Here is an 18,210-nt window from a genome sequence, read left to right as displayed (position 1 = left end):
GCGTGGCTAATTTGCGCGTAGAAGTGATCAGTTTGTTTCCCGAAATGTTTTCTGCCATCAGCGACTACGGCATCACCAGTCGCGCGGTGAAACAAGGGCTCTTGCAGCTCACCTGTTGGAATCCGCGAGACTACACAACGGACCGACATCACACTGTGGACGATCGCCCATTTGGCGGTGGTCCGGGCATGGTGATGAAGATCAAGCCTCTGGAAGATGCGCTGGTTCAGGCCAGAGAAGCAGCCGGAGAGGCGGCGAAGGTTATTTACCTGTCGCCCCAAGGCCGTCAACTGAATCAGTCGGCGGTACGCGAACTGGCGAATGAGGAAGCATTAATCCTCATTGCAGGTCGCTATGAAGGCATTGACGAGCGCTTTATTGAGGCTCATGTCGATGAAGAGTGGTCGATTGGTGACTATGTACTCTCTGGTGGCGAGCTACCGGCGATGGTTCTGATTGATGCGGTTACACGACTGCTGCCCGGAGCTTTAGGGCATGCGGACTCCGCCGAGGAAGATTCCTTTACGGATGGTCTGCTGGATTGCCCGCACTACACCCGACCGGAGGTGTATGCGGATCAGCGTGTTCCCGACGTATTGCTTAGTGGCAATCATGCACACATCCGGCGTTGGCGTTTACAGCAGTCCCTTGGGCGGACCTATGAACGACGCGCCGATCTTCTGGAAAGCCGCTCGCTTTCTGGAGAAGAGAAGAAGCTGCTCGAGGAATACATCCTCGCGCGGGACGATAGTTAACAACGTATCGATGGTAGATCCGACGATCTACCTTAGGAGCACAGCATGACTAACAAAATCATCCTTGCACTCGAAGCAGAGCAGATGACTAAAGAGATCCCTCCTTTTGCCCCGGGCGACACCATTGTCGTTCAGGTGAAAGTGAAGGAAGGCGATCGTTCGCGTCTGCAAGCTTTCGAAGGTGTAGTGATTGCCAAGCGTAACCGTGGCGTGAACAGTGCTTTCACTGTTCGTAAAATCTCCAACGGTGTTGGCGTAGAGCGTACTTTCCAGACCTACAGCCCGCAAATCGACAGCATGGCAGTTAAGCGTCGCGGTGACGTTCGTAAAGCCAAGCTGTACTACCTGCGTGACCTGTCCGGTAAAGCAGCTCGCATCAAGGAAAAACTGGCTTAAGTCCAGCTTTCCGATGCAGAAAAAAGCAGCCTTCGGGCTGCTTTTTTGTTGTCTGAGATTTGTAAGACCTTTGTCCAGTTGTAGGTAGTAAAAGCATGACTTCGCGTGAGCAAGAGATTCAACGTCGTACAGAACTGTCTGTTACCCGAATCACCAAAGCGGTATTTCCTTCGACCACCAATCACCACAACACCCTGTTCGGCGGCACAGCGCTGGCCTGGATGGATGAGGTGTCGTTTATTGCAGCAACTCGCTTCTGCCGTCTGCCGTTGGTGACCGTTTCGACGGACCGGATCGACTTCAACCACCCGATTGCTGCTGGCTCCATTGTTGAGTTGATTGGGCGTGTGGTTAAAGTCGGCAACACCAGCCTCAAGGTTGAAGTGCAGGTGTACGTCGAAAGCATGAGCTGTGATGGCCGCGAACTGGCGATCCAAGGCTTGTTCAGTTTTGTGGCAATTGACGATGACAAGCGTCCCGTCCCAGTCCTGCCTGAGTTTGCGCAGTAAAACCTGGGCGCTGTGACAATTGCCGCAGGCTGCAATTTATTGATTGTCAGCCTGCGATGACACTTACTCTATTTGTGTGTTCTTGCTGATCAGCGCCAGCAGCGTCCAGCCGGCTTCGGGTTTCAAATCGCTTTGTGGTGTCACCACGTGTACCCAGCCGCTGCTGTCGCGAGCAAATAGCAGCGTCGCACGCTCGCCATGCAAGGCTTGGTAATCAGCCCAGCTAAAGGCTTCAGTCAGGTGGGTGTTGTAAATATCGGCCCCTTGATTCAGCTCGCTGATCAATTGGCCATAGGTCAACGCTGGGCTGCCCAGCGCCTGTCCTCGATGTTCGTGGCTAGCGCGATGCTTGTCGGTTCGACGGCTTTCCTGGCTGTTGACCAGTGCGTACAAGCGGTGAGGGCCGAACTCATGACGAAAACGTGTGACGGCCAGCGTATTCAGTTCACCAGACGGCGAAAGAGCAAGTAGGTGCCCCAAGCCCACCAAATCCAAGTGTGATTCGGCGTGCTCCGACGCTGGGTTGCCAAAGTAGGTGGGCAAATTTTCCATGCGTGCAGCGCGGATGTTTTCCCAGTTGGAGTCGGTCAGCAAGACGCGACTGCCCAGTTGTTGCAATGCCTTGGCGATAGTTCGGGCTGGGCCGTTAGCGCCTACGATCAAAAAGCCACTGGGTGCGGGCTCAGCTACTTTTAGCAGGCGTGCCAGCGGGCGAGCGGTGGCGCTTTGAAGTACGACAGTGCCAATGATCACTGCAAAGGTGAGAGGGACAAGCAGCAGCGCACCTTGATGCCCGGCTTCGTCCAGTCGAATCGCAAAAATGGCTGAAACGGCGGCTGCGACAATGCCTCGCGGTGCTATCCAGGCCAGTAGTGCGCGTTCACGCCAGTTGAGTTTTGAGCCGAAAGTTGAGAGCAATACGTTCAGTGGTCGGGCAATGAACTGAATAATCAGCAGTAACACCAGTACCACCGGGCCCAGCGCAATCATGGCGCTCAAGTCCAGTCGCGCCGCCAGCAGAATAAACAGGCCTGAAATCAAAAACAGGCTGAGGTTTTCTTTGAAGTGCAGGATGTTGCGCACATCCACGCCCTTCATATTGGCCATCCACATGCCCATCAACGTGACGGCCAAAAGGCCGGATTCATGCACCAGCACATTGGATGTAATAAAAACACCCAGCACCGCCGCCAGCGTGGCCAGGCTGTGTAGGTATTCCGGCAGCCATTGCTGGCGCACGATATGCCCCATCATCCAGCCGCCGACAATCCCAAGCACACTGCCGCACACAATCACTGCGGCAAAGGTCATTAAGCTTTGGCTCAGGCCGTCGCCCGAGCTTTGGGCGATGATAAAGCTGTAAACCACCACAGCAAGTAGCGCGCCAATCGGGTCGATGACGATGCCTTCCCAGCGAAGGATGTTGGCAATTGAGGCTTTGGGTCGAACCACGCGTAACATCGGCACTATCACGGTAGGCCCGGTGACCAGTGTCAGCGTGCCGAACAGCAAGGCCAACAACCAGTCAAAGCCCAGTAACCAGTGGGTTGCAAGCGTAATAACCGCCCAAGTCGAGAGAGCGCCAAGGGTGACCAGTCTGTGGACCACGCTGCCAATTTCGCGCCACTCAGACAGGTGCAGGGTCAAGCTGCCTTCGAACAGAATCAGAGCCACTGCCAGTGATACCAGCGGCATGAGCAGGGGGCCGAACAGCGCTTGAGGATCAAGCCAACCGAGCACGGGGCCGATCAGTATCCCAGCCAGCAACAAAAACAGAATGGCGGGGAGCTTCAGGCGCCAGGCAAGCCACTGGCAGATTAATGCAGCAACACCGATACCGCCAAAGGCCAGCAAAATCTGTTGTTCGGTCATGGAGAGGTTCTCGTTTAAGGCGGTTGTTTATTGAAGGGGGCGGCTATGAAAGACTAGCGCTCACTTTTGCACTTCACCTTTTATTTGTGCACGGCTTTGGCCTGTGCTTTTCGAGTACTAATGCCCGCTATCGACGACCCACTTATAGACCGCTTTCTGGACGCCCTTTGGTTAGAGAAGGGTCTTTCCGATAACACCCGTGATGCTTATCGCAGTGATTTGGCCTTATTCAATGGTTGGCTGCATGAGCGAGGCATAGAGTTGGCTAATGCCGGGCGCGAGCTGATTCTCGATCACTTGGCTTGGCGTCTTGAGCAGGGCTATAAGCCTCGGTCAACGGCGCGATTTTTATCTGGGGTGCGCGGTTTTTATCGTTATTTGTTGCGTGAAAAGTTGATCGCGGTTGACCCGACCCTACAGGTGGATATGCCTCAGTTGGGCAGGCCGCTGCCCAAGTCCCTGTCGGAAGCAGACGTTGACGCCTTACTCGCAGCACCTGATCTTGCGGATGCCATTGGTCAGCGTGATCGAGCCATGCTTGAGGTGTTGTATGCCTGCGGTTTGCGAGTGACTGAGCTGATTAGCTTGACGCTGGAGCAAGTCAACCTGCGTCAGGGCGTGTTGCGAGTGATGGGCAAAGGCAGCAAGGAGCGTTTAGTACCTATGGGGGAGGAGGCGATTGTCTGGGTTGAGCGATATATGCGCGATGCCCGTCAGGAGTTGCTCAGTGGTCGCCCGAGCGATGTGTTGTTCCCCAGCCAGCGGGGCGAGCAAATGACCCGGCAGACGTTTTGGCACCGCATCAAGCATCAGGCCAAAGTGGCGGGCATCGACAAGTCGCTTTCGCCTCATACGTTGCGTCATGCGTTTGCAACCCACTTGCTTAATCATGGCGCTGATTTGCGCGTGGTGCAGATGTTGCTGGGGCACAGTGATTTGTCCACGACCCAGATCTATACCCACGTTGCGCGTGCCCGTTTGCAGGACTTGCATGCTCGCCACCACCCTCGCGGCTAAGTCTACGATCAAAGGCTTACGTCAGCCACGGTCGGCCTCGGTAGCCATTTGTGGTAGGCTTCGCCGGTTTAGAAAGTGCGCCACCGAGCCTGTTTTCAGTTTGTGCTTCAGGTTTGGCCGCTTTGTCCGCCCTCAGGAGTTCTTATGCGCGTGACCCACATTTTCGCCGCCGCCGTTCTTGCGTTGGTCAGTACCTTTTCATTTGCCGATACCGCCGCTGAGCAAACCATTCGTAAAAGCCTCGAAACGCTCAAGCTTGATGTGCCTGTTGAGAGCATCAGTGCCAGCCCACTGGCCGGGCTGTACGAAGTGAAGCTCAAAGGCAGCCGAGTGCTGTATGCCAGCGCAGATGGTCAGTTCATCGTGCAAGGCTATATGTTTCAGCTCAAGGACGGTAAGCCGGTCAACCTGACTGAAGTCGCTGAGCGCGAAGGCGTGGCTAAATTGATTAACGGTATTCCGGTGGCAGAAACCGTCGTTTACCCTGCGGTCGGCGCAACCAAATCGCATATCACGGTTTTTACCGACACCACGTGCCCGTATTGCCACAAATTGCACGAAGAAGTGCCTGAACTGAACAAAATGGGCATCGAAGTGCGTTATGTTGCCTTCCCGCGTCAAGGTCTGGGTTCGCCGGGTGACCAGCAGTTGCAAGCTGTCTGGTGTTCCAAAGACAAGAAAAGCGCGATGGACAAAATGACTGATGGCAAAACAGTTGATGCGCCCAAGTGTGCCAACCCGGTGGCCAAGCAATTTGCAATGGGCCAGTCGATTGGTGTGAACGGCACGCCGGCCATTGTTCTGGCCGATGGTCAGGTCATTCCCGGTTATCAGCCTGCTGCACAGGTTGGCAAGCTGGCACTCAGTGTTAAATAATCCTGCATCGTCACGGTAAGCCTTTGACGATCATGGCCGGGCAATCCAACTGCCCGGCTATTAATAGAGAACCGTGGCAGTCCACGGTTGTTTTCCACGGCCGACCTTGAGTCGGCCGTTTTATGGGGAGTTCAGCGTGAATCCGGTCAAAGTAGGTATCTGTGGGCTCGGGACCGTCGGTGGCGGCACCTTTAACGTACTAAAGCGTAATGCCGAGGAAATTGCCCGCCGTGCCGGGCGTGGTATCCAGGTTGCGCAAATTGCCATGCGTACGCCAAACCCTCAGTGCGACATTGCCGGTACCCCCATTACCAACGATGTATTCGCTGTTGCAACCAACCCTGAAATTGACATTGTGATCGAGCTGATTGGTGGTTACACCATCGCTCGCGATCTGGTGCTCAAAGCCATCGAAAACGGCAAGCATGTGGTCACGGCCAACAAGGCGCTGATTGCAGTCCACGGCAACGAAATTTTTGCCAAGGCCCAAGAAAAGGGCGTGATCGTGGCGTTCGAGGCCGCGGTCGCGGGTGGTATTCCGGTTATCAAAGCCATTCGCGAAGGCCTGTCGGCCAACCGCATCAACTGGGTTGCGGGCATCATCAACGGCACTGGCAACTTCATCCTGACCGAGATGCGCGAAAAGGGCCGCACGTTTGAAGACGTGCTAGCTGAGGCGCAAGCGCTGGGCTATGCCGAAGCAGACCCCACCTTCGACGTTGAAGGGATTGATGCGGCGCACAAGCTGACCATTCTGGCGTCTATTGCATTTGGTATCCCGCTGCAATTCGATAAGGCCTACACCGAAGGCATCACCAAGCTGACAACAGCTGATGTGAATTACGCCGAAGCGTTGGGCTATCGCATCAAGCATCTGGGCGTGGCACGCAGCACCGCCAGCGGTATTGAGTTGCGGGTTCACCCGACGCTGATCCCGGCTGATCGCCTGATTGCCAACGTAAATGGCGTGATGAACGCGGTCATGGTCAATGGTGACGCCGCAGGCTCGACCTTGTTCTACGGCGCAGGCGCGGGCATGGAGCCAACGGCTTCGTCGGTGGTTGCAGACTTGGTGGACGTGGTACGTGCCATGACCTCCGACCCTGAGAACCGTGTGCCCCATTTGGCCTTCCAGCCAGACTCGCTGTCGGATCACCCGATCCTGCCGATCGAAGCCTGCGAAAGCGCTTACTACTTGCGTATTCAAGCCAAGGACCATCCGGGCGTGTTAGCTCAAGTGGCCAGCATCCTGTCGGAGCGTGGCATCAACATCGAATCGATCATGCAGAAAGAGGTCGAAGAACACGACGGTCTGGTGCCAATGATTTTGCTGACCCACCGCGTGCTTGAACAGCACATGAACGACGCCATCACTGCGCTGGAAGCCTTGCAGGGCGTGGTGGGTTCGGTGGTTCGCATCCGCGTTGAACATCTAAATTAATTTAGCCGCCAGGCTGCACGCAAAGCAGACAAGGCTTTAGTGTGCGGCTTGGTGCTCAAATCGAAGGTTTGCCCCAATGCGCTATATCAGCACCCGCGGCCAGGCACCGGCCCTGAATTTTGAAGATGTTCTCTTGGCTGGATTGGCCAGTGATGGTGGTTTGTACGTCCCGGAAAACCTGCCACGTTTTACTCAGGAAGAAATCGCTTCCTGGGCTGGGCTGCCTTATCACGAGCTGGCCTTCCGAGTGATGCGCCCATTCGTAACGGGCAGCATCCCCGATGCCGATTTCAAAAAAATCCTGGAAGAAACCTACGGCGCGTTCGCACACAGCTCTGTAGCACCTCTGCGCCAATTGAATGGCAACGAATGGGTGCTTGAGCTGTTCCACGGCCCGACGTTAGCGTTCAAGGACTTCGCCCTGCAATTGCTGGGTCGTTTGCTCGACTATGTGCTGGCCAAGCGCGGTGAGCGCGTTGTCATTGTTGGCGCAACCTCGGGCGATACAGGTTCGGCGGCGATTGAAGGCTGCAAGCACTGCGAAAACGTCGATATCTTCATCCTGCACCCGCACAACCGGGTGTCAGAAGTGCAGCGCCGTCAGATGACGACCCTGTTCGGCGACAACATTCACAACATCGCCATCGAAGGCAACTTCGATGACTGCCAAGAAATGGTCAAGGCGAGTTTCGCTGATCAAAGCTTCCTCAAAGGCACGCGTCTGGTGGCAGTCAACTCGATCAACTGGGCGCGGATCATGGCTCAGATCGTTTACTACTTCCATGCTGCATTGCAGTTGGGCGGGCCGCACCGCTCGGTGTCGTTCTCGGTGCCTACGGGTAATTTCGGCGATATTTTTGCGGGCTACCTGGCGCGCAACATGGGCTTGCCGATCAACCAACTGATCGTTGCCACCAACCGTAATGACATTCTTCACCGGTTCATGAGCGGTAACCAGTACGCCAAGGACACCCTGCATGCGACCTTGTCGCCATCGATGGACATCATGGTGTCCTCGAACTTCGAACGTTTGCTGTTTGATCTTCATGGGCGTAATGGCGCAGCTGTTGCGGGCCTGATGGATGCCTTCAAGCAAACCGGCAACTTCAGCGTTGAAGAAGATCGTTGGACTGAAGCACGTCGTTTGTTTGACTCGCTGGCGGTAGACGATACCCAAACCTGCGAAACCATTGCACAAGTGTTTGCTGAAACCGGCGAAGTTCTGGACCCGCATACCGCCATTGGCGTTAAGGCCGCGCGTGAATGCCGCCGTAGCCTGGATATTCCAATGGTTATTCTTGGGACAGCACACCCGGTCAAGTTTCCTGAAGCTGTTGAAAAAGCAGGCGTAGGAAAAGCTCTAGAACTGCCCGCACATCTTTCTGATTTGTTTGAGCGAGATGAGCGGTACACCGTTTTGGCCAATGACCTGAAAGCTGTACAGGCCTTTGTCAGCCAACATGGAAACCGAGGTCAGGCACTTTAAAGCGCTTTGTCTTACGCACTTAAGAGCCCGTCGTCTGACGGGCTTTTTTGTTTTTGCATGGCAAACTTGCTCCGTTTTCGCATTTGTATTTTGCGAGTAGTCGGTCAAGGAAGTAGCCATGTCGCGCTTTTGTCGTGCATTAGTAACAGGGATGTTGATGATGCTCACGTTCGGCTTGTTGAGCGTGCATCAATCAGTAATGGCGGCCCAGGGTTTTCCATTTCGACTCCCTCAAAGTTTTATCGAATCCAATGCTTTAAAGCTCGATAAGGTTGAGCGGGAGTGGTTGGCCGATCATGGGAAGTTACGTGTAGGTATTTCAATTGCCGACTACGAACCCATTGATATCACCACTGATCGTAATCGTTACCAAGGTATTAGCGCCGATTACCTTAGTCTCGTTAGAGACAAGCTCAGCGTACCCGTTGAGGTGCTGGGCTTCAGCAAGCGTGAAGATGCGGTGGCAGCGCTGCTGTCGGGCAAGATCGATGTTCTGACCAGTGCTAATGGTTATGAACGAGGCTTTGAAGGTCTGTTTTTTTCTGCTGACTATATGGTTGACCGCTCAGTTATTGTTGGGCGAGAAAACAACCGTGCTCACGATAGAAACTGGGCAGGTAAAAAAATAGGTTTTTTGGATGGCTATGTCGATGTTCATAGCGCGCATTCCTTTTACCCTGACAGTGAAATAATTCTGACGCCCAATTTAAACAGTGCTATGGAAGCGCTCGCCGAAGGCGATATAGATGCTTTTGTGGGCAATGAACTCATTGTCAGAGCATTTAAAGCTTTCCGACCTAATATGGGATTGTATGTGTTGGAAGACAGTGCATTACCCGACTTTGGGTTTGCATTTGCCACACGCCGTGATGACGCCTTGCTGGTTTCTTTAATTAATCGTGCCTTAAATACCGTCGATGCCTCTACACAACGGGTTATTTCATCTCGTTGGTCTGCGGACCTGACTGGCAGTATTGCTGCGCCCTATATCAAGCTGTCGCCTAGCGAAAATCAATGGATCCAAAAAAATCCAGTTGTCACACTTGCTACCCAGCAATACCCGCTTTATGCCTTCAAGAATGTAGATGGCAATTGGGAAGGCTTAAGCGTAGATATCCTGGAGCGTATTTCACGCATGACGGGATTGCAGTTTGTTCACAAAGAAAGCTTTTCCACAGTTCAAACCCTGAACATGCTTAAAACTGGCGAGGCACAAATGAACACCACCTTGTCAATGAACGCAGAGCGGAAAAAGTTTCTTAATTTTACGTATTCATATGGGGGCGCACCTTGGGTATTTGTTGTGCGTATGCAGGACTCTCGCTTGGGGTCATTGAGCCAACTGTCGGGAAAGGTTCTGGCGCTTCCTGCCCAGCACGTACTTGAACCTCTTATACGTCGTGAATACCCGGATATTATTTTGCGGACGGTTAGCAGTTTTGACCAAGCCCGCAAACTTGTCGAAAAAGGTGAGGCTTTAGCCACTATTCAGAACGAAACCCAAGCTTACTTATACCCGTCGGGCCATCTGAAAGTAGGGCGAAGTGTTGACGGTCGCTGGTCGGTGGACAGCTTTTCAGTGTCTAACCAGTCCCCCGAATTACTCGATATTTTAAATAAAGCGCTTGAGGCCATACCGATGGCGGAGGTTCGTTCCTTGCGGATCAAATGGTTGGAAGGGGCTGGCATTCTACCCGCAGGCAAAAAAAACGCTTCACCTGTTGTGTGGCTGTATGGTGCGTTGTTATTTCTCGTTTTAATCGTTGTATTGCTTGTTCTGTGGGTTCGTCACCTAAAGTTGCAACTAACGGATTCGCACGCTTCTGAGCATAAACTGCAGGAACAATTAGCGTTTCAACGAAGATTTTTAGATGGTATTCCAAGCCCTATTTTCGTCGTAGGCATTAAAGGGGAAATCATTACCTGCAACTGCACCTATGAAGAGCGACTCGCCACTCGGCTTGATCGTATTCATGGGCTCACCAGCCTGGAACTCAACCTCTACCCCAAAGCGTTGGCTGAGCAATTTCATGCTGAGCTCATGGAACTGATACAGAGCCGAAAACCCTACTACCGAAAGCGTTGGATATCGTTCCAGTCAGGCGATGTTGAGGTCTATCAGTGGACAGTGCCTTTTTACTCGGCGGATGGGGCTTTAGAAGGGTTGATCGGAGGCTGGTTTGAGCAGTTTGAGCATAAGCAGTGGGATTCATTGCGCTGACTGTAATTAGCAGCATGTGATTGGCGGATTTTCCTGTTTGTTCTTAGGACTTTTCCTATGTTTGTTGTTGTGCAATCGCTCTAAAGTCCTTCAGCTCTGCGAAAGCGTGTTTGATGGTTCACGAGGCTTGCGATGCGCCCTTTAAAAGTGTTGATTCTTCAGGACAATCCTTTCCAGCTCATGGTGCTGCATCAAATGCTGAATGCTTTTCGCATTTTTGATGTGTTGACAGCACAAAGCGTGGCCTCTGCACGTCAATCTTTGGTCAGGCGCGGCGCAATTGACGTCGCTATTTGCGAGCTTTTCAGGGAAGAGCTGCCAGGTCTGGAGTTGATTCGTGAACTGGCTATAAAACAGGAAGCACAGGCATTGATTATGCTCAGTTGCGCGCCGTCGCATGTAATTGAAACGGCAATGTCTCTGGCCCGCGAAGAAGGGCTCAAGGTGTTGGGCTGCTTGCCGAACCCTGTCACCCCGCAGGGGCTTGAGCTATTGCTGGCGTCATATCAAACGCCCAGTTTTCGTTCTTGTGGGGATATTTCCTACGATATGGCCACTTGAACGAAACTTTTGCAGACGGTATCTGTCAGATTTTTTGCCGGTGGGATCAAGCATTTTGCTCCGATGCTTGTCACCTATTGGTCTGGTCACACTGACCTTGTTAAAACCCGAGCTGACTCCCCACTGCTCGGGTTTTTTTTGTCTAAAAAAAGCCCGAACGTTCACCAATCCTGTGGCTAGCGTAACCCCGCAGAGTGCTCAGGCAACTGTGGTTCGGGCCATTGGTCTTGAAACTTGATCAAAGCGTCGCTTGGGATCGCTTCAAGTGCCTTGTTGATGCTGAGTATGGCTTGCTGGCCTTCAGGCGTATTGGTGCAACCGACATAAATGGTTTGGTAAGTGGGGGCGCCTTCAATGGGGTAAAAACTTAACGTTGCTGGTGCCAAGCCTTGCTGTCTGGCCATTGCCCAAGTCTCAGGCCAGTACCCCAACAAGGCTTGGACACGATCAGCCTGCTGCATTTGCAACAAGCTGGCGAACGCATCGTTGCCGTAATGAATCGACAACTGATTGATCGGGCTCAGCGACAGCTGGGTGTCTATCCATTCGCCGTAACTGCGCTGAGCTATCACGCCAAGCTTTAAGGTGTGCGCTTTGAGCAGAGCGCTCAAATTCACGGCGCCATTGTGGAGGTAAGGTTCAATCAGTGATTGATCGTGATGACGAATAATCAGGCCGTTGCTGTGTAACGCCATAACGGGGTTGGAATAAATAATCGAGTGCGCACGCGACGGGTTCCAGACCAGCGCCGGGTCGCAGGCTAACGAGGTGCTTTTGAGCATTTGTATAGCGCGTGCTCGATTAACCTTTACAACGACGTGCTGATAGTTCGGCATGCTCTCCATCAGTTGTGGCATGAGCTGATCGATGGCGCCCTGACCTTTCAGCGAACCACTGAGCACGGTCAGCGGTGGCAAGTCTCGTAGTAGCCATATGAGTTTGTCTGAGGCGAAGCTGCCAGGCGCGCAGAGTAAAAGCGCCGAAGTGATCATTCCCACCCAGATATTTCGCCACCTCGAGCGATAAATCATTGTGCTGGTGCCCCGTCTTTAGCCTTCCGTCAAGGTTGGATAAGGCTGATCTAGATCGCGCCTTTTAGTCGCAATTCAGCGATGGCGTCAGTGTCGTAACCCAAGGCTTGCAGGACTTCAAGGTTGTGCTCCCCCAACTCTGGCCCCACCCAGTCGGCCGAACCCGGCGTGTCAGAAAGTCTTGGCACAATGCCGGGCATTTTGAAGTCTTTGCCGTCAGGTAATTTGGCCTGCAAAAACATTTCGCGGGCTAAAAATTGCGGGTCACTGAACATGTCCTCCGCCGAAAAAATACGGCTGGCGGGCACTTGGGCGGCGTTGAGGTGTTGCAGCACGTTTTCAAGTGGGAGCGAGGCGACCCACCGATCTATGACGCCGTACAGTTCGTCGCGCCGCGTATCGCGGCCATCGTTGCTGGCCAATACGGGGTCATTGGCAAGGTCATCACGGCCAATAACGTGCATGAAACGTTTGAAAATAGCGTCGCCATTGGCCCCGATCTGTACGTGTTTGCCGTCCAGGCTGGTATGAATCGACGAAGGCGTGATGCCGGGCATGATGTTGCCCGTGCGCTCACGAATAAAACCGAACACATCAAACTCGGGCACCATGCTTTCCATCATCGCGAAAATGGCTTCGTACAGTGCAACATCCACGACTTGGCCCTGGCCGCCATTGACTTCGCGATGACGCAAAGCCATCAACGCCCCAATGACTCCCCACAACGCAGCGATTGAGTCGCCAATCGAAATGCCTGTGCGCACAGGCGGGCGGTCTTCAAAACCGGTGATGTAGCGCAACCCACCCATCGACTCACCCACGGCGCCAAACCCCGGTTGGTCTTTCATTGGCCCGGTTTGGCCGAAGCCCGACAAGCGAACCATCACCAGTTTCGGATTCAGGGCATGCAGCACGTCCCAGCCCAGCCCTAGCTTCTCCAGTACGCCGGGGCGAAAATTTTCGATCAGGATGTCTGCGTCAGCCAACAGCTGTTTGAGGATGTTCAGGCCGTCAGGATGTTTGAGGTTCAGTGTCAGGGATTTCTTGTTGCGCGCCTGGACGAACCACCACAGTGACGTGCCTTCATACAACTTGCGCCACTTGCGCAGGGGGTCGCCGCCATCCGGGGACTCCACCTTGATGACCTGAGCCCCGAACTCGGCGCAAATGCGCGATGCAAAGGGCCCTGCGATCAGGGTTCCAAGTTCGACCACTTTGAGGCCCGAAAGGGGTTTGGTTGCCAGTGGCATAAGTAATCCTTGTCCAGGGCGAGCGAGTACAGCCTTTTAACATAGGTCGCGCCTTGCATGAAGCTGATGGCGGTCAAGGATTCGTTGAATAGCGCCGTATCGGTTAGACTTGCCGCCTTTCTCAGCATCAAGAAGCCCGTTCATGGCACAGCCGTCCACGACCTACAAGTTTGAACTCAACCTCACCGATCTTGATCGCGGGGTTTATGAAAGCGTCAAACAGACCATCGCCCGTCACCCTTCGGAAACTGAAGAGCGTATGACCGTGCGCCTCCTGGCTTATGCCTTTTGGTACAACGAACAGTTGTCGTTTGGTCGCGGCCTGTCAGATGTAGACGAACCTGCCTTGTGGGAAAAAAGTCTGGATGATCGCGTGCTGCACTGGATCGAAGTCGGCCAGCCTGATGCAGACCGTCTGACCTGGTGCTCACGTCGTACCGAACGCACCAGTTTGCTGGCCTATGGCAGCTTGCGCGTGTGGGAAGGCAAAGTGATTCCTGCGATCAAAAACCTGAAAAACGTCAATGTGGCCGCCGTGCCTCAGGAAGTGTTGGAAACATTGGCCAAAGACATGCCCCGCGTTATCAAGTGGGACGTGATGATCAGCGAAGGCACCATTTTTGTGACCGATGATCGTGGCCAGCACGAAGTGCAGTTGCAGTGGCTCACGGGCGAGCGCGGCTGATTTTTAAGCCCTGTAATTTTTCATTCATTGTTAATAGAGACTCCTCACCCGCTTATGCGCATTGAACCTCGTCCACTGCCTGAAACCCTGCCTTTTCTGGGCGAAATGCCCACCTTGTTGACGCGTCTTTACGCGGCCCGAGGTGTGCAGTCGCAAGCTGAACTGGACAAGAGCCTGGCGCGGCTGATTCCGTATCAGCAGTTGAAGGGTATTGATGCGGCGGTCGATTTGCTGGTGGTCGCGCTTGAGCAGCATCAGCGCATTTTGATCGTGGGCGACTTTGACGCCGATGGGGCCACGGCCAGCACGGTTGGACTGCTCGGCCTGCGTTTGCTCGGCGCGACCCATGTTGACTACCTGGTGCCTAATCGCTTTGAGTATGGCTATGGCCTGACGCCTGAAATCGTCGAAGTCGCGTTGACCCGAACGCCTCAATTGTTGATTACGGTCGACAACGGTATTTCTAGCGTCGAAGGCGTGGCTGCGGCGAAAAAAGCGGGGCTGAAAGTGTTGGTCACTGACCACCACTTACCGGGCAATGAGCTGCCGGATGCCGATGCCATCGTTAACCCCAACCAGCCGGGCTGCGAGTTTCCGAGCAAGGCGCTGGCGGGCGTAGGGGTGATTTTCTATGTATTGATTGCCTTGCGTGCGCGCCTGAACAGCTTGGGGTGGTATCAAAACAGCAAGGCGCCGAACATTGCTGAACTGTTGGATTTAGTGGCGCTGGGCAGCGTCGCTGACGTGGTGCCGCTGGATGCCAATAACCGGATTTTGGTGCATCAGGGGCTTGAGCGTATTCGTGCCGGGCGGGCGCGTCCGGGGCTCAAGGCGATTCTTGAAGTTGCCAAGCGCGACCACTCGAAGATTACTTCGACGGACTTGGGGTTCATTCTTGGGCCGCGCTTGAATGCGGCAGGGCGGCTGGACGACATGAGTCTGGGCATCGAGTGCCTGCTGACCGATGACGCCAATGCGGCTCGCGAAATGGCTGCCCAGCTCGATGAAATGAACCAAGACCGAAAATCCATTGAGCAGGGCATGCAGCGTGAAGCGCTAGCCCAGCTTAAAGAGTTACCTGTGGATTCCATGCCGTTTGGCTTGTGCCTGTTTGACCCCGAATGGCACCAAGGGGTGATCGGTATTTTGGCTTCGCGCCTCAAGGAGCGTTATTTCCGGCCCACCATCGCCTTCGCCGATGCGGGCGACGGGATGCTCAAGGGCTCGGGGCGTTCGGTGCCCGGCTTTCACATTCGTGATGCGTTGAGTGTGGTGGCGGCGCAACATCCAGAGTTGATCAGCAAATATGGCGGCCACGCGATGGCGGCTGGCCTGACCTTGGCGCAGGACAATTTTCCTCTGTTTGCGCAAGCGTTTGATGCCGAAGTTCGCCGTCAACTGAGTGAAGAAGACCTGACCGGGCGGCTGTTGTCTGACGGCAGTTTGGCCGTTGAAGAGTTTCACCTGGAGCTGGCGCGTGCCTTGAGAAACGCAGGGCCTTGGGGGCAGCATTTCCCCGAGCCACTGTTTCATGGGGTGTTTCAGTTGGTAGAGCAGCGCATCGTCGGTGAGCGGCACTTAAAAGTTGTGCTCAAAACCGAATGCGGCAGCGTAAAGCTTGATGGCATTGCGTTCGGGATCGACCGCGAGGTGTGGCCTAACCCGACTATTCGCTGGGTCGAACTGGCCTACAAACTTGACCTCAACGAGTTTCGTGGCAACGAAACCGTGCAACTGATGATTGCCCACATCGAACCGCGTTAACCCTTGGTTCATTCAGGTACTTCGCAAGGCCTGAATGTACGATCAATGCGCATTTGGCTGCAGGCGTGGCAGCGACAGATTTGAACCCGCCTTGTTTCAGTGTTGTCGACTAGGCTCTAAGAACTGCTTGATAGGCCATGTGACTTTCAAACAGAACCCTGGAGCCTGCCCACTGGAATTAGAGGTGACCCATGAGTCTGCTGCTCGAACCCTATACCCTGCGCCAACTGACCCTTCTTAACCGCATCGCGGTTTCACCCATGTGCCAGTATTCCAGCGTTGATGGGCTGGCCAATGATTGGCATCTGGTTCACTTGGGCAGCCGTGCCGTAGGCGGCGCCGGGCTGGTGTTTACCGAAGCCACAGCTGTCACGGCTGATGGGCGGATCACGTCACAAGACCTTGGGCTGTGGAACGATGAACAGATCGAGCCGTTGCAACGCATCACGCGTTTCATTCGCGCTCAAGGCGCAGTGGCAGGGATTCAACTGGCCCATGCCGGGCGTAAAGCCAGTACGTACCGACCTTGGCTGGGCAAGCACGGCAGCGTCAAAGTAGAAGAGGGCGGCTGGATTCCTGTGGGGCCTTCGGCGATTGCCTTTGACCCGCAACACACAGCGCCCACTCAGTTGGATGAGGCGCAAATCAACGGGATCATTCACGCGTTTGTTGCCGCCGCAAAACGTGCGCTGGAGGCAGGCTTTTCGGTAGTTGAAGTGCATGCTGCCCACGGCTACTTGCTGCATCAGTTTCTGTCGCCGTTGAGCAACCAGCGCCGTGACCAATACGGTGGCTCTTTCGAAAATCGCATTCGTTTGGTGCTGCAAGTCACTGAGGCTGTTCGCGAAGTCTGGCCGCAAGAGCTGCCCTTGTTTGTGCGGGTATCGGCGACGGACTGGGTGGAAGACGGCTGGAACCCGGATGAAACGGTCGAGTTGGCACGACGCCTCAAAGCGTTGGGCGTTGATCTGATTGACGTGTCTTCGGGCGGCACTGCCGCCAATGCTGAAATTCCCGTAGGGCCAGGTTATCAAACGCGTTTTGCCGAGCGTGTGCGCAAGGAGTCTGGCATCGCTACTGGCACCGTGGGCATGATCACTGAGCCCGCGCAGGCTGAGCATATTTTGCGTACCGGGCAAGCGGACTTGATTCTATTAGCGCGCGAGTTGCTGCGTGACCCTTATTGGCCATTGCATGCTGACGATGATTTGGGCGGTAAGCAGTCGATTTGGGCGGCCCAGTATCAGCGTGCGACCCATCGCGATCAGCCCATCCATGAGTCGGACCTGCGAGATTGAAAGTAGGAAGTTTCACCGCAAGCCCGCCTGTTTGGCGGGTTTCGCGTTTTCGCAAGTATTGCGCAACATCTGGAAGCAATCGAACCGACAATCGCGCCTTGCAGCGATTTACTCTGTCGACCGATTTGGCCCTTAAACCTTTCGCTAGAGGCTGTGTATGAATACGCGTGGATTACTCGATCAGTTACTCAAGTCCGGCCAGCAAATGTTGCAGAATAAAACCGGCTCTCCAAACAGTGCTTCCACTGCCGACAAGGGCGCCTTGGGTGGTTTGCTCGGCGGCGCTGGTGGTTTGGGCAGTTTGCTTTCGGGGGCCGGAGGTGGCGCTTTGGCCGCCGGAGCGATGGGGTTGCTCATGGGCAACAAGAGCGCTCGAAAGATGGGGGGCAAAGCACTGACCTACGGCGGTTTGGCAGCCTTGGGCGTGCTGGCTTACAAAGCCTATGGCAATTGGCAGGCCAATCAGGGCACCGCGCCGCAAACAGAACCTCAAACCATTGACCGTATCCCGGCGCTGCAAGTTGAGCAGCACAGTCAGGCTATTCTCAAAGCGCTGGTCGCTGCTGCTAAGGCAGACGGTCATGTGGATGAGCGTGAACGTCAGTTGATCGAAGGTGAGTTCAGCAAACTCAATAATGACCCCGCCTTGCAACAATGGCTGCAAACTGAACTGAACAAACCGCTGGACCCTGTCGAAGTTGCCAGAGCGGCCAGCACGCCAGAAATAGCCGCTGAAATGTACATCGCCAGTTTGATCATGGTGGATGCCGAGCACTTCATGGAACGTGCTTATCTGGACGAGTTGGCCAAGCAGTTAAAACTGGAGCCCGGGCTAAAAACCGAGTTAGAAGCTCAAGTTAAACAGGCGGCGGTTTAATTGAGGCGCGCCACAACTTCGGCACGGAGTGTGGCGCGAACAACAGAAGTTCTTCCGGTTCGAAAAAATGTTCAAAGCAGATATGGGTTCATTTGTATGTAGGATTTTTAACCTGTAGCTGTGAGATTGCTCTCAACGACAGTGCGAATCATGGCGTACCCTCGGCTATAC

16 protein-coding genes are annotated in these 18,210 nt (G+C 54.3%); 13 read left to right on the top strand and 3 right to left on the bottom strand.

What is annotated here, in order from left to right:
* Nucleotides 1–2: 2 nt before the first annotated feature.
* From trmD to ACZRJQ_RS18005, 3 genes are all read left to right on the top strand, one after another.
* A complete protein-coding gene (gene trmD, locus ACZRJQ_RS18015) occupies nucleotides 3–755 on the top strand; it encodes a tRNA (guanosine(37)-N1)-methyltransferase TrmD (RefSeq protein ID WP_463979685.1) in 753 nt (250 codons plus the stop codon).
* Between the two features lie 45 nt (nucleotides 756–800).
* On the top strand, nucleotides 801–1,151 hold the full coding sequence (rplS, locus tag ACZRJQ_RS18010; protein ID WP_003440273.1) for a 50S ribosomal protein L19: 351 nt from the start codon (nucleotides 801–803) through the stop codon (nucleotides 1,149–1,151).
* A 95-nt stretch (nucleotides 1,152–1,246) separates the two neighbouring features.
* Entirely contained in the window at nucleotides 1,247–1,660 is a 414-nt protein-coding gene (locus ACZRJQ_RS18005; RefSeq protein WP_463979684.1) for an acyl-CoA thioesterase, read from the top strand.
* Nucleotides 1,661–1,723: 63 nt separating this feature from the next.
* On the opposite strand, the gene ACZRJQ_RS18000 is transcribed toward ACZRJQ_RS18005, so the two are convergent.
* On the bottom strand, nucleotides 1,724–3,532 hold the full coding sequence (locus ACZRJQ_RS18000) for a cation:proton antiporter (protein ID WP_463979683.1): 1,809 nt from the start codon (nucleotides 3,530–3,532) through the stop codon (nucleotides 1,724–1,726).
* Nucleotides 3,533–3,652: 120 nt separating this feature from the next.
* Here ACZRJQ_RS18000 and xerD point away from each other — a divergent pair, with 120 nt between their 5' ends.
* The 6 genes from xerD to ACZRJQ_RS17970 all read left to right on the top strand — a co-directional run bounded on the left by xerD (nucleotide 3,653) and on the right by ACZRJQ_RS17970 (nucleotide 11,134).
* Nucleotides 3,653–4,549, top strand: a complete 897-nt coding sequence (gene xerD, locus ACZRJQ_RS17995; RefSeq protein WP_463979682.1) for a site-specific tyrosine recombinase XerD — start codon at nucleotides 3,653–3,655, stop codon at nucleotides 4,547–4,549.
* 144 nt (nucleotides 4,550–4,693) lie between these two features.
* Entirely contained in the window at nucleotides 4,694–5,425 is a 732-nt protein-coding gene (locus ACZRJQ_RS17990) for a thioredoxin fold domain-containing protein (RefSeq protein WP_463979681.1), read from the top strand.
* A 136-nt stretch (nucleotides 5,426–5,561) separates the two neighbouring features.
* Complete coding sequence (locus ACZRJQ_RS17985; protein WP_463979680.1) at nucleotides 5,562–6,866, top strand: homoserine dehydrogenase; 1,305 nt, start codon at nucleotides 5,562–5,564, stop codon at nucleotides 6,864–6,866.
* Between the two features lie 76 nt (nucleotides 6,867–6,942).
* Entirely contained in the window at nucleotides 6,943–8,352 is a 1,410-nt protein-coding gene (thrC, locus tag ACZRJQ_RS17980; protein WP_463979679.1) for a threonine synthase, read from the top strand.
* Between the two features lie 118 nt (nucleotides 8,353–8,470).
* Entirely contained in the window at nucleotides 8,471–10,573 is a 2,103-nt protein-coding gene (locus ACZRJQ_RS17975; protein ID WP_463979678.1) for a transporter substrate-binding domain-containing protein, read from the top strand.
* Nucleotides 10,574–10,720: 147 nt separating this feature from the next.
* Complete coding sequence (locus ACZRJQ_RS17970; protein WP_463979677.1) at nucleotides 10,721–11,134, top strand: response regulator; 414 nt, start codon at nucleotides 10,721–10,723, stop codon at nucleotides 11,132–11,134.
* A gap of 176 nt (nucleotides 11,135–11,310) precedes the next feature.
* On the opposite strand, the gene ACZRJQ_RS17965 is transcribed toward ACZRJQ_RS17970, so the two are convergent.
* Together ACZRJQ_RS17965 and ACZRJQ_RS17960 are read right to left on the bottom strand one after the other, a co-directional pair.
* Nucleotides 11,311–12,126 (bottom strand): TIGR02285 family protein, encoded by an 816-nt coding sequence (locus tag ACZRJQ_RS17965; RefSeq protein WP_463979676.1) that lies wholly within the window; start codon nucleotides 12,124–12,126, stop codon nucleotides 11,311–11,313.
* 89 nt (nucleotides 12,127–12,215) lie between these two features.
* Nucleotides 12,216–13,415 (bottom strand): CaiB/BaiF CoA transferase family protein, encoded by a 1,200-nt coding sequence (locus ACZRJQ_RS17960; protein ID WP_463979675.1) that lies wholly within the window; start codon nucleotides 13,413–13,415, stop codon nucleotides 12,216–12,218.
* Nucleotides 13,416–13,557: 142 nt separating this feature from the next.
* On the opposite strand from ACZRJQ_RS17960, the gene ACZRJQ_RS17955 reads away from it, so the two are divergent.
* The 4 genes from ACZRJQ_RS17955 to ACZRJQ_RS17940 all read left to right on the top strand — a co-directional run bounded on the left by ACZRJQ_RS17955 (nucleotide 13,558) and on the right by ACZRJQ_RS17940 (nucleotide 18,039).
* Entirely contained in the window at nucleotides 13,558–14,100 is a 543-nt protein-coding gene (locus tag ACZRJQ_RS17955) for a YaeQ family protein (RefSeq protein WP_059764439.1), read from the top strand.
* 54 nt (nucleotides 14,101–14,154) lie between these two features.
* A complete protein-coding gene (gene recJ, locus ACZRJQ_RS17950; RefSeq protein ID WP_463979674.1) occupies nucleotides 14,155–15,864 on the top strand; it encodes a single-stranded-DNA-specific exonuclease RecJ in 1,710 nt (569 codons plus the stop codon).
* A gap of 191 nt (nucleotides 15,865–16,055) precedes the next feature.
* Nucleotides 16,056–17,162, top strand: a complete 1,107-nt coding sequence (locus ACZRJQ_RS17945) for an NADH:flavin oxidoreductase/NADH oxidase (protein WP_463979673.1) — start codon at nucleotides 16,056–16,058, stop codon at nucleotides 17,160–17,162.
* 157 nt (nucleotides 17,163–17,319) lie between these two features.
* Nucleotides 17,320–18,039 (top strand): tellurite resistance TerB family protein, encoded by a 720-nt coding sequence (locus tag ACZRJQ_RS17940; protein ID WP_463979672.1) that lies wholly within the window; start codon nucleotides 17,320–17,322, stop codon nucleotides 18,037–18,039.
* Nucleotides 18,040–18,210: the final 171 nt, after the last annotated feature.

The sequence above is a fragment of the Pseudomonas sp. E315 genome (assembly GCF_055406205.1).
This window is presented reverse-complemented; position numbering and strand designations above follow the sequence as displayed.

Bases quoted from the DNA above. Each gene is read 5' to 3' on its own strand.
- thrC (WP_463979679.1), top strand. From the start codon at position 6,943: ATGCGCTATATCAGCACCCGCGGCCAGGCACCGGCCCTGAATTTTGAA.
- ACZRJQ_RS17990 (WP_463979681.1), top strand. From the start codon at position 4,694: ATGCGCGTGACCCACATTTTCGCCGCCGCCGTTCTTGCGTTGGTCAGT.
- ACZRJQ_RS17955 (WP_059764439.1), top strand. From the start codon at position 13,558: ATGGCACAGCCGTCCACGACCTACAAGTTTGAACTCAACCTCACCGAT.
- rplS (WP_003440273.1), top strand. From the start codon at position 801: ATGACTAACAAAATCATCCTTGCACTCGAAGCAGAGCAGATGACTAAA.
- ACZRJQ_RS18005 (WP_463979684.1), top strand. From the start codon at position 1,247: ATGACTTCGCGTGAGCAAGAGATTCAACGTCGTACAGAACTGTCTGTT.
- xerD (WP_463979682.1), top strand. From the start codon at position 3,653: ATGCCCGCTATCGACGACCCACTTATAGACCGCTTTCTGGACGCCCTT.
- ACZRJQ_RS18000 (WP_463979683.1), bottom strand. From the start codon at position 3,532: ATGACCGAACAACAGATTTTGCTGGCCTTTGGCGGTATCGGTGTTGCT.
- ACZRJQ_RS17965 (WP_463979676.1), bottom strand. From the start codon at position 12,126: ATGATCACTTCGGCGCTTTTACTCTGCGCGCCTGGCAGCTTCGCCTCA.
- ACZRJQ_RS17945 (WP_463979673.1), top strand. From the start codon at position 16,056: ATGAGTCTGCTGCTCGAACCCTATACCCTGCGCCAACTGACCCTTCTT.
- recJ (WP_463979674.1), top strand. From the start codon at position 14,155: ATGCGCATTGAACCTCGTCCACTGCCTGAAACCCTGCCTTTTCTGGGC.
- ACZRJQ_RS17975 (WP_463979678.1), top strand. From the start codon at position 8,471: ATGTCGCGCTTTTGTCGTGCATTAGTAACAGGGATGTTGATGATGCTC.
- ACZRJQ_RS17940 (WP_463979672.1), top strand. From the start codon at position 17,320: ATGAATACGCGTGGATTACTCGATCAGTTACTCAAGTCCGGCCAGCAA.
- ACZRJQ_RS17960 (WP_463979675.1), bottom strand. From the start codon at position 13,415: ATGCCACTGGCAACCAAACCCCTTTCGGGCCTCAAAGTGGTCGAACTT.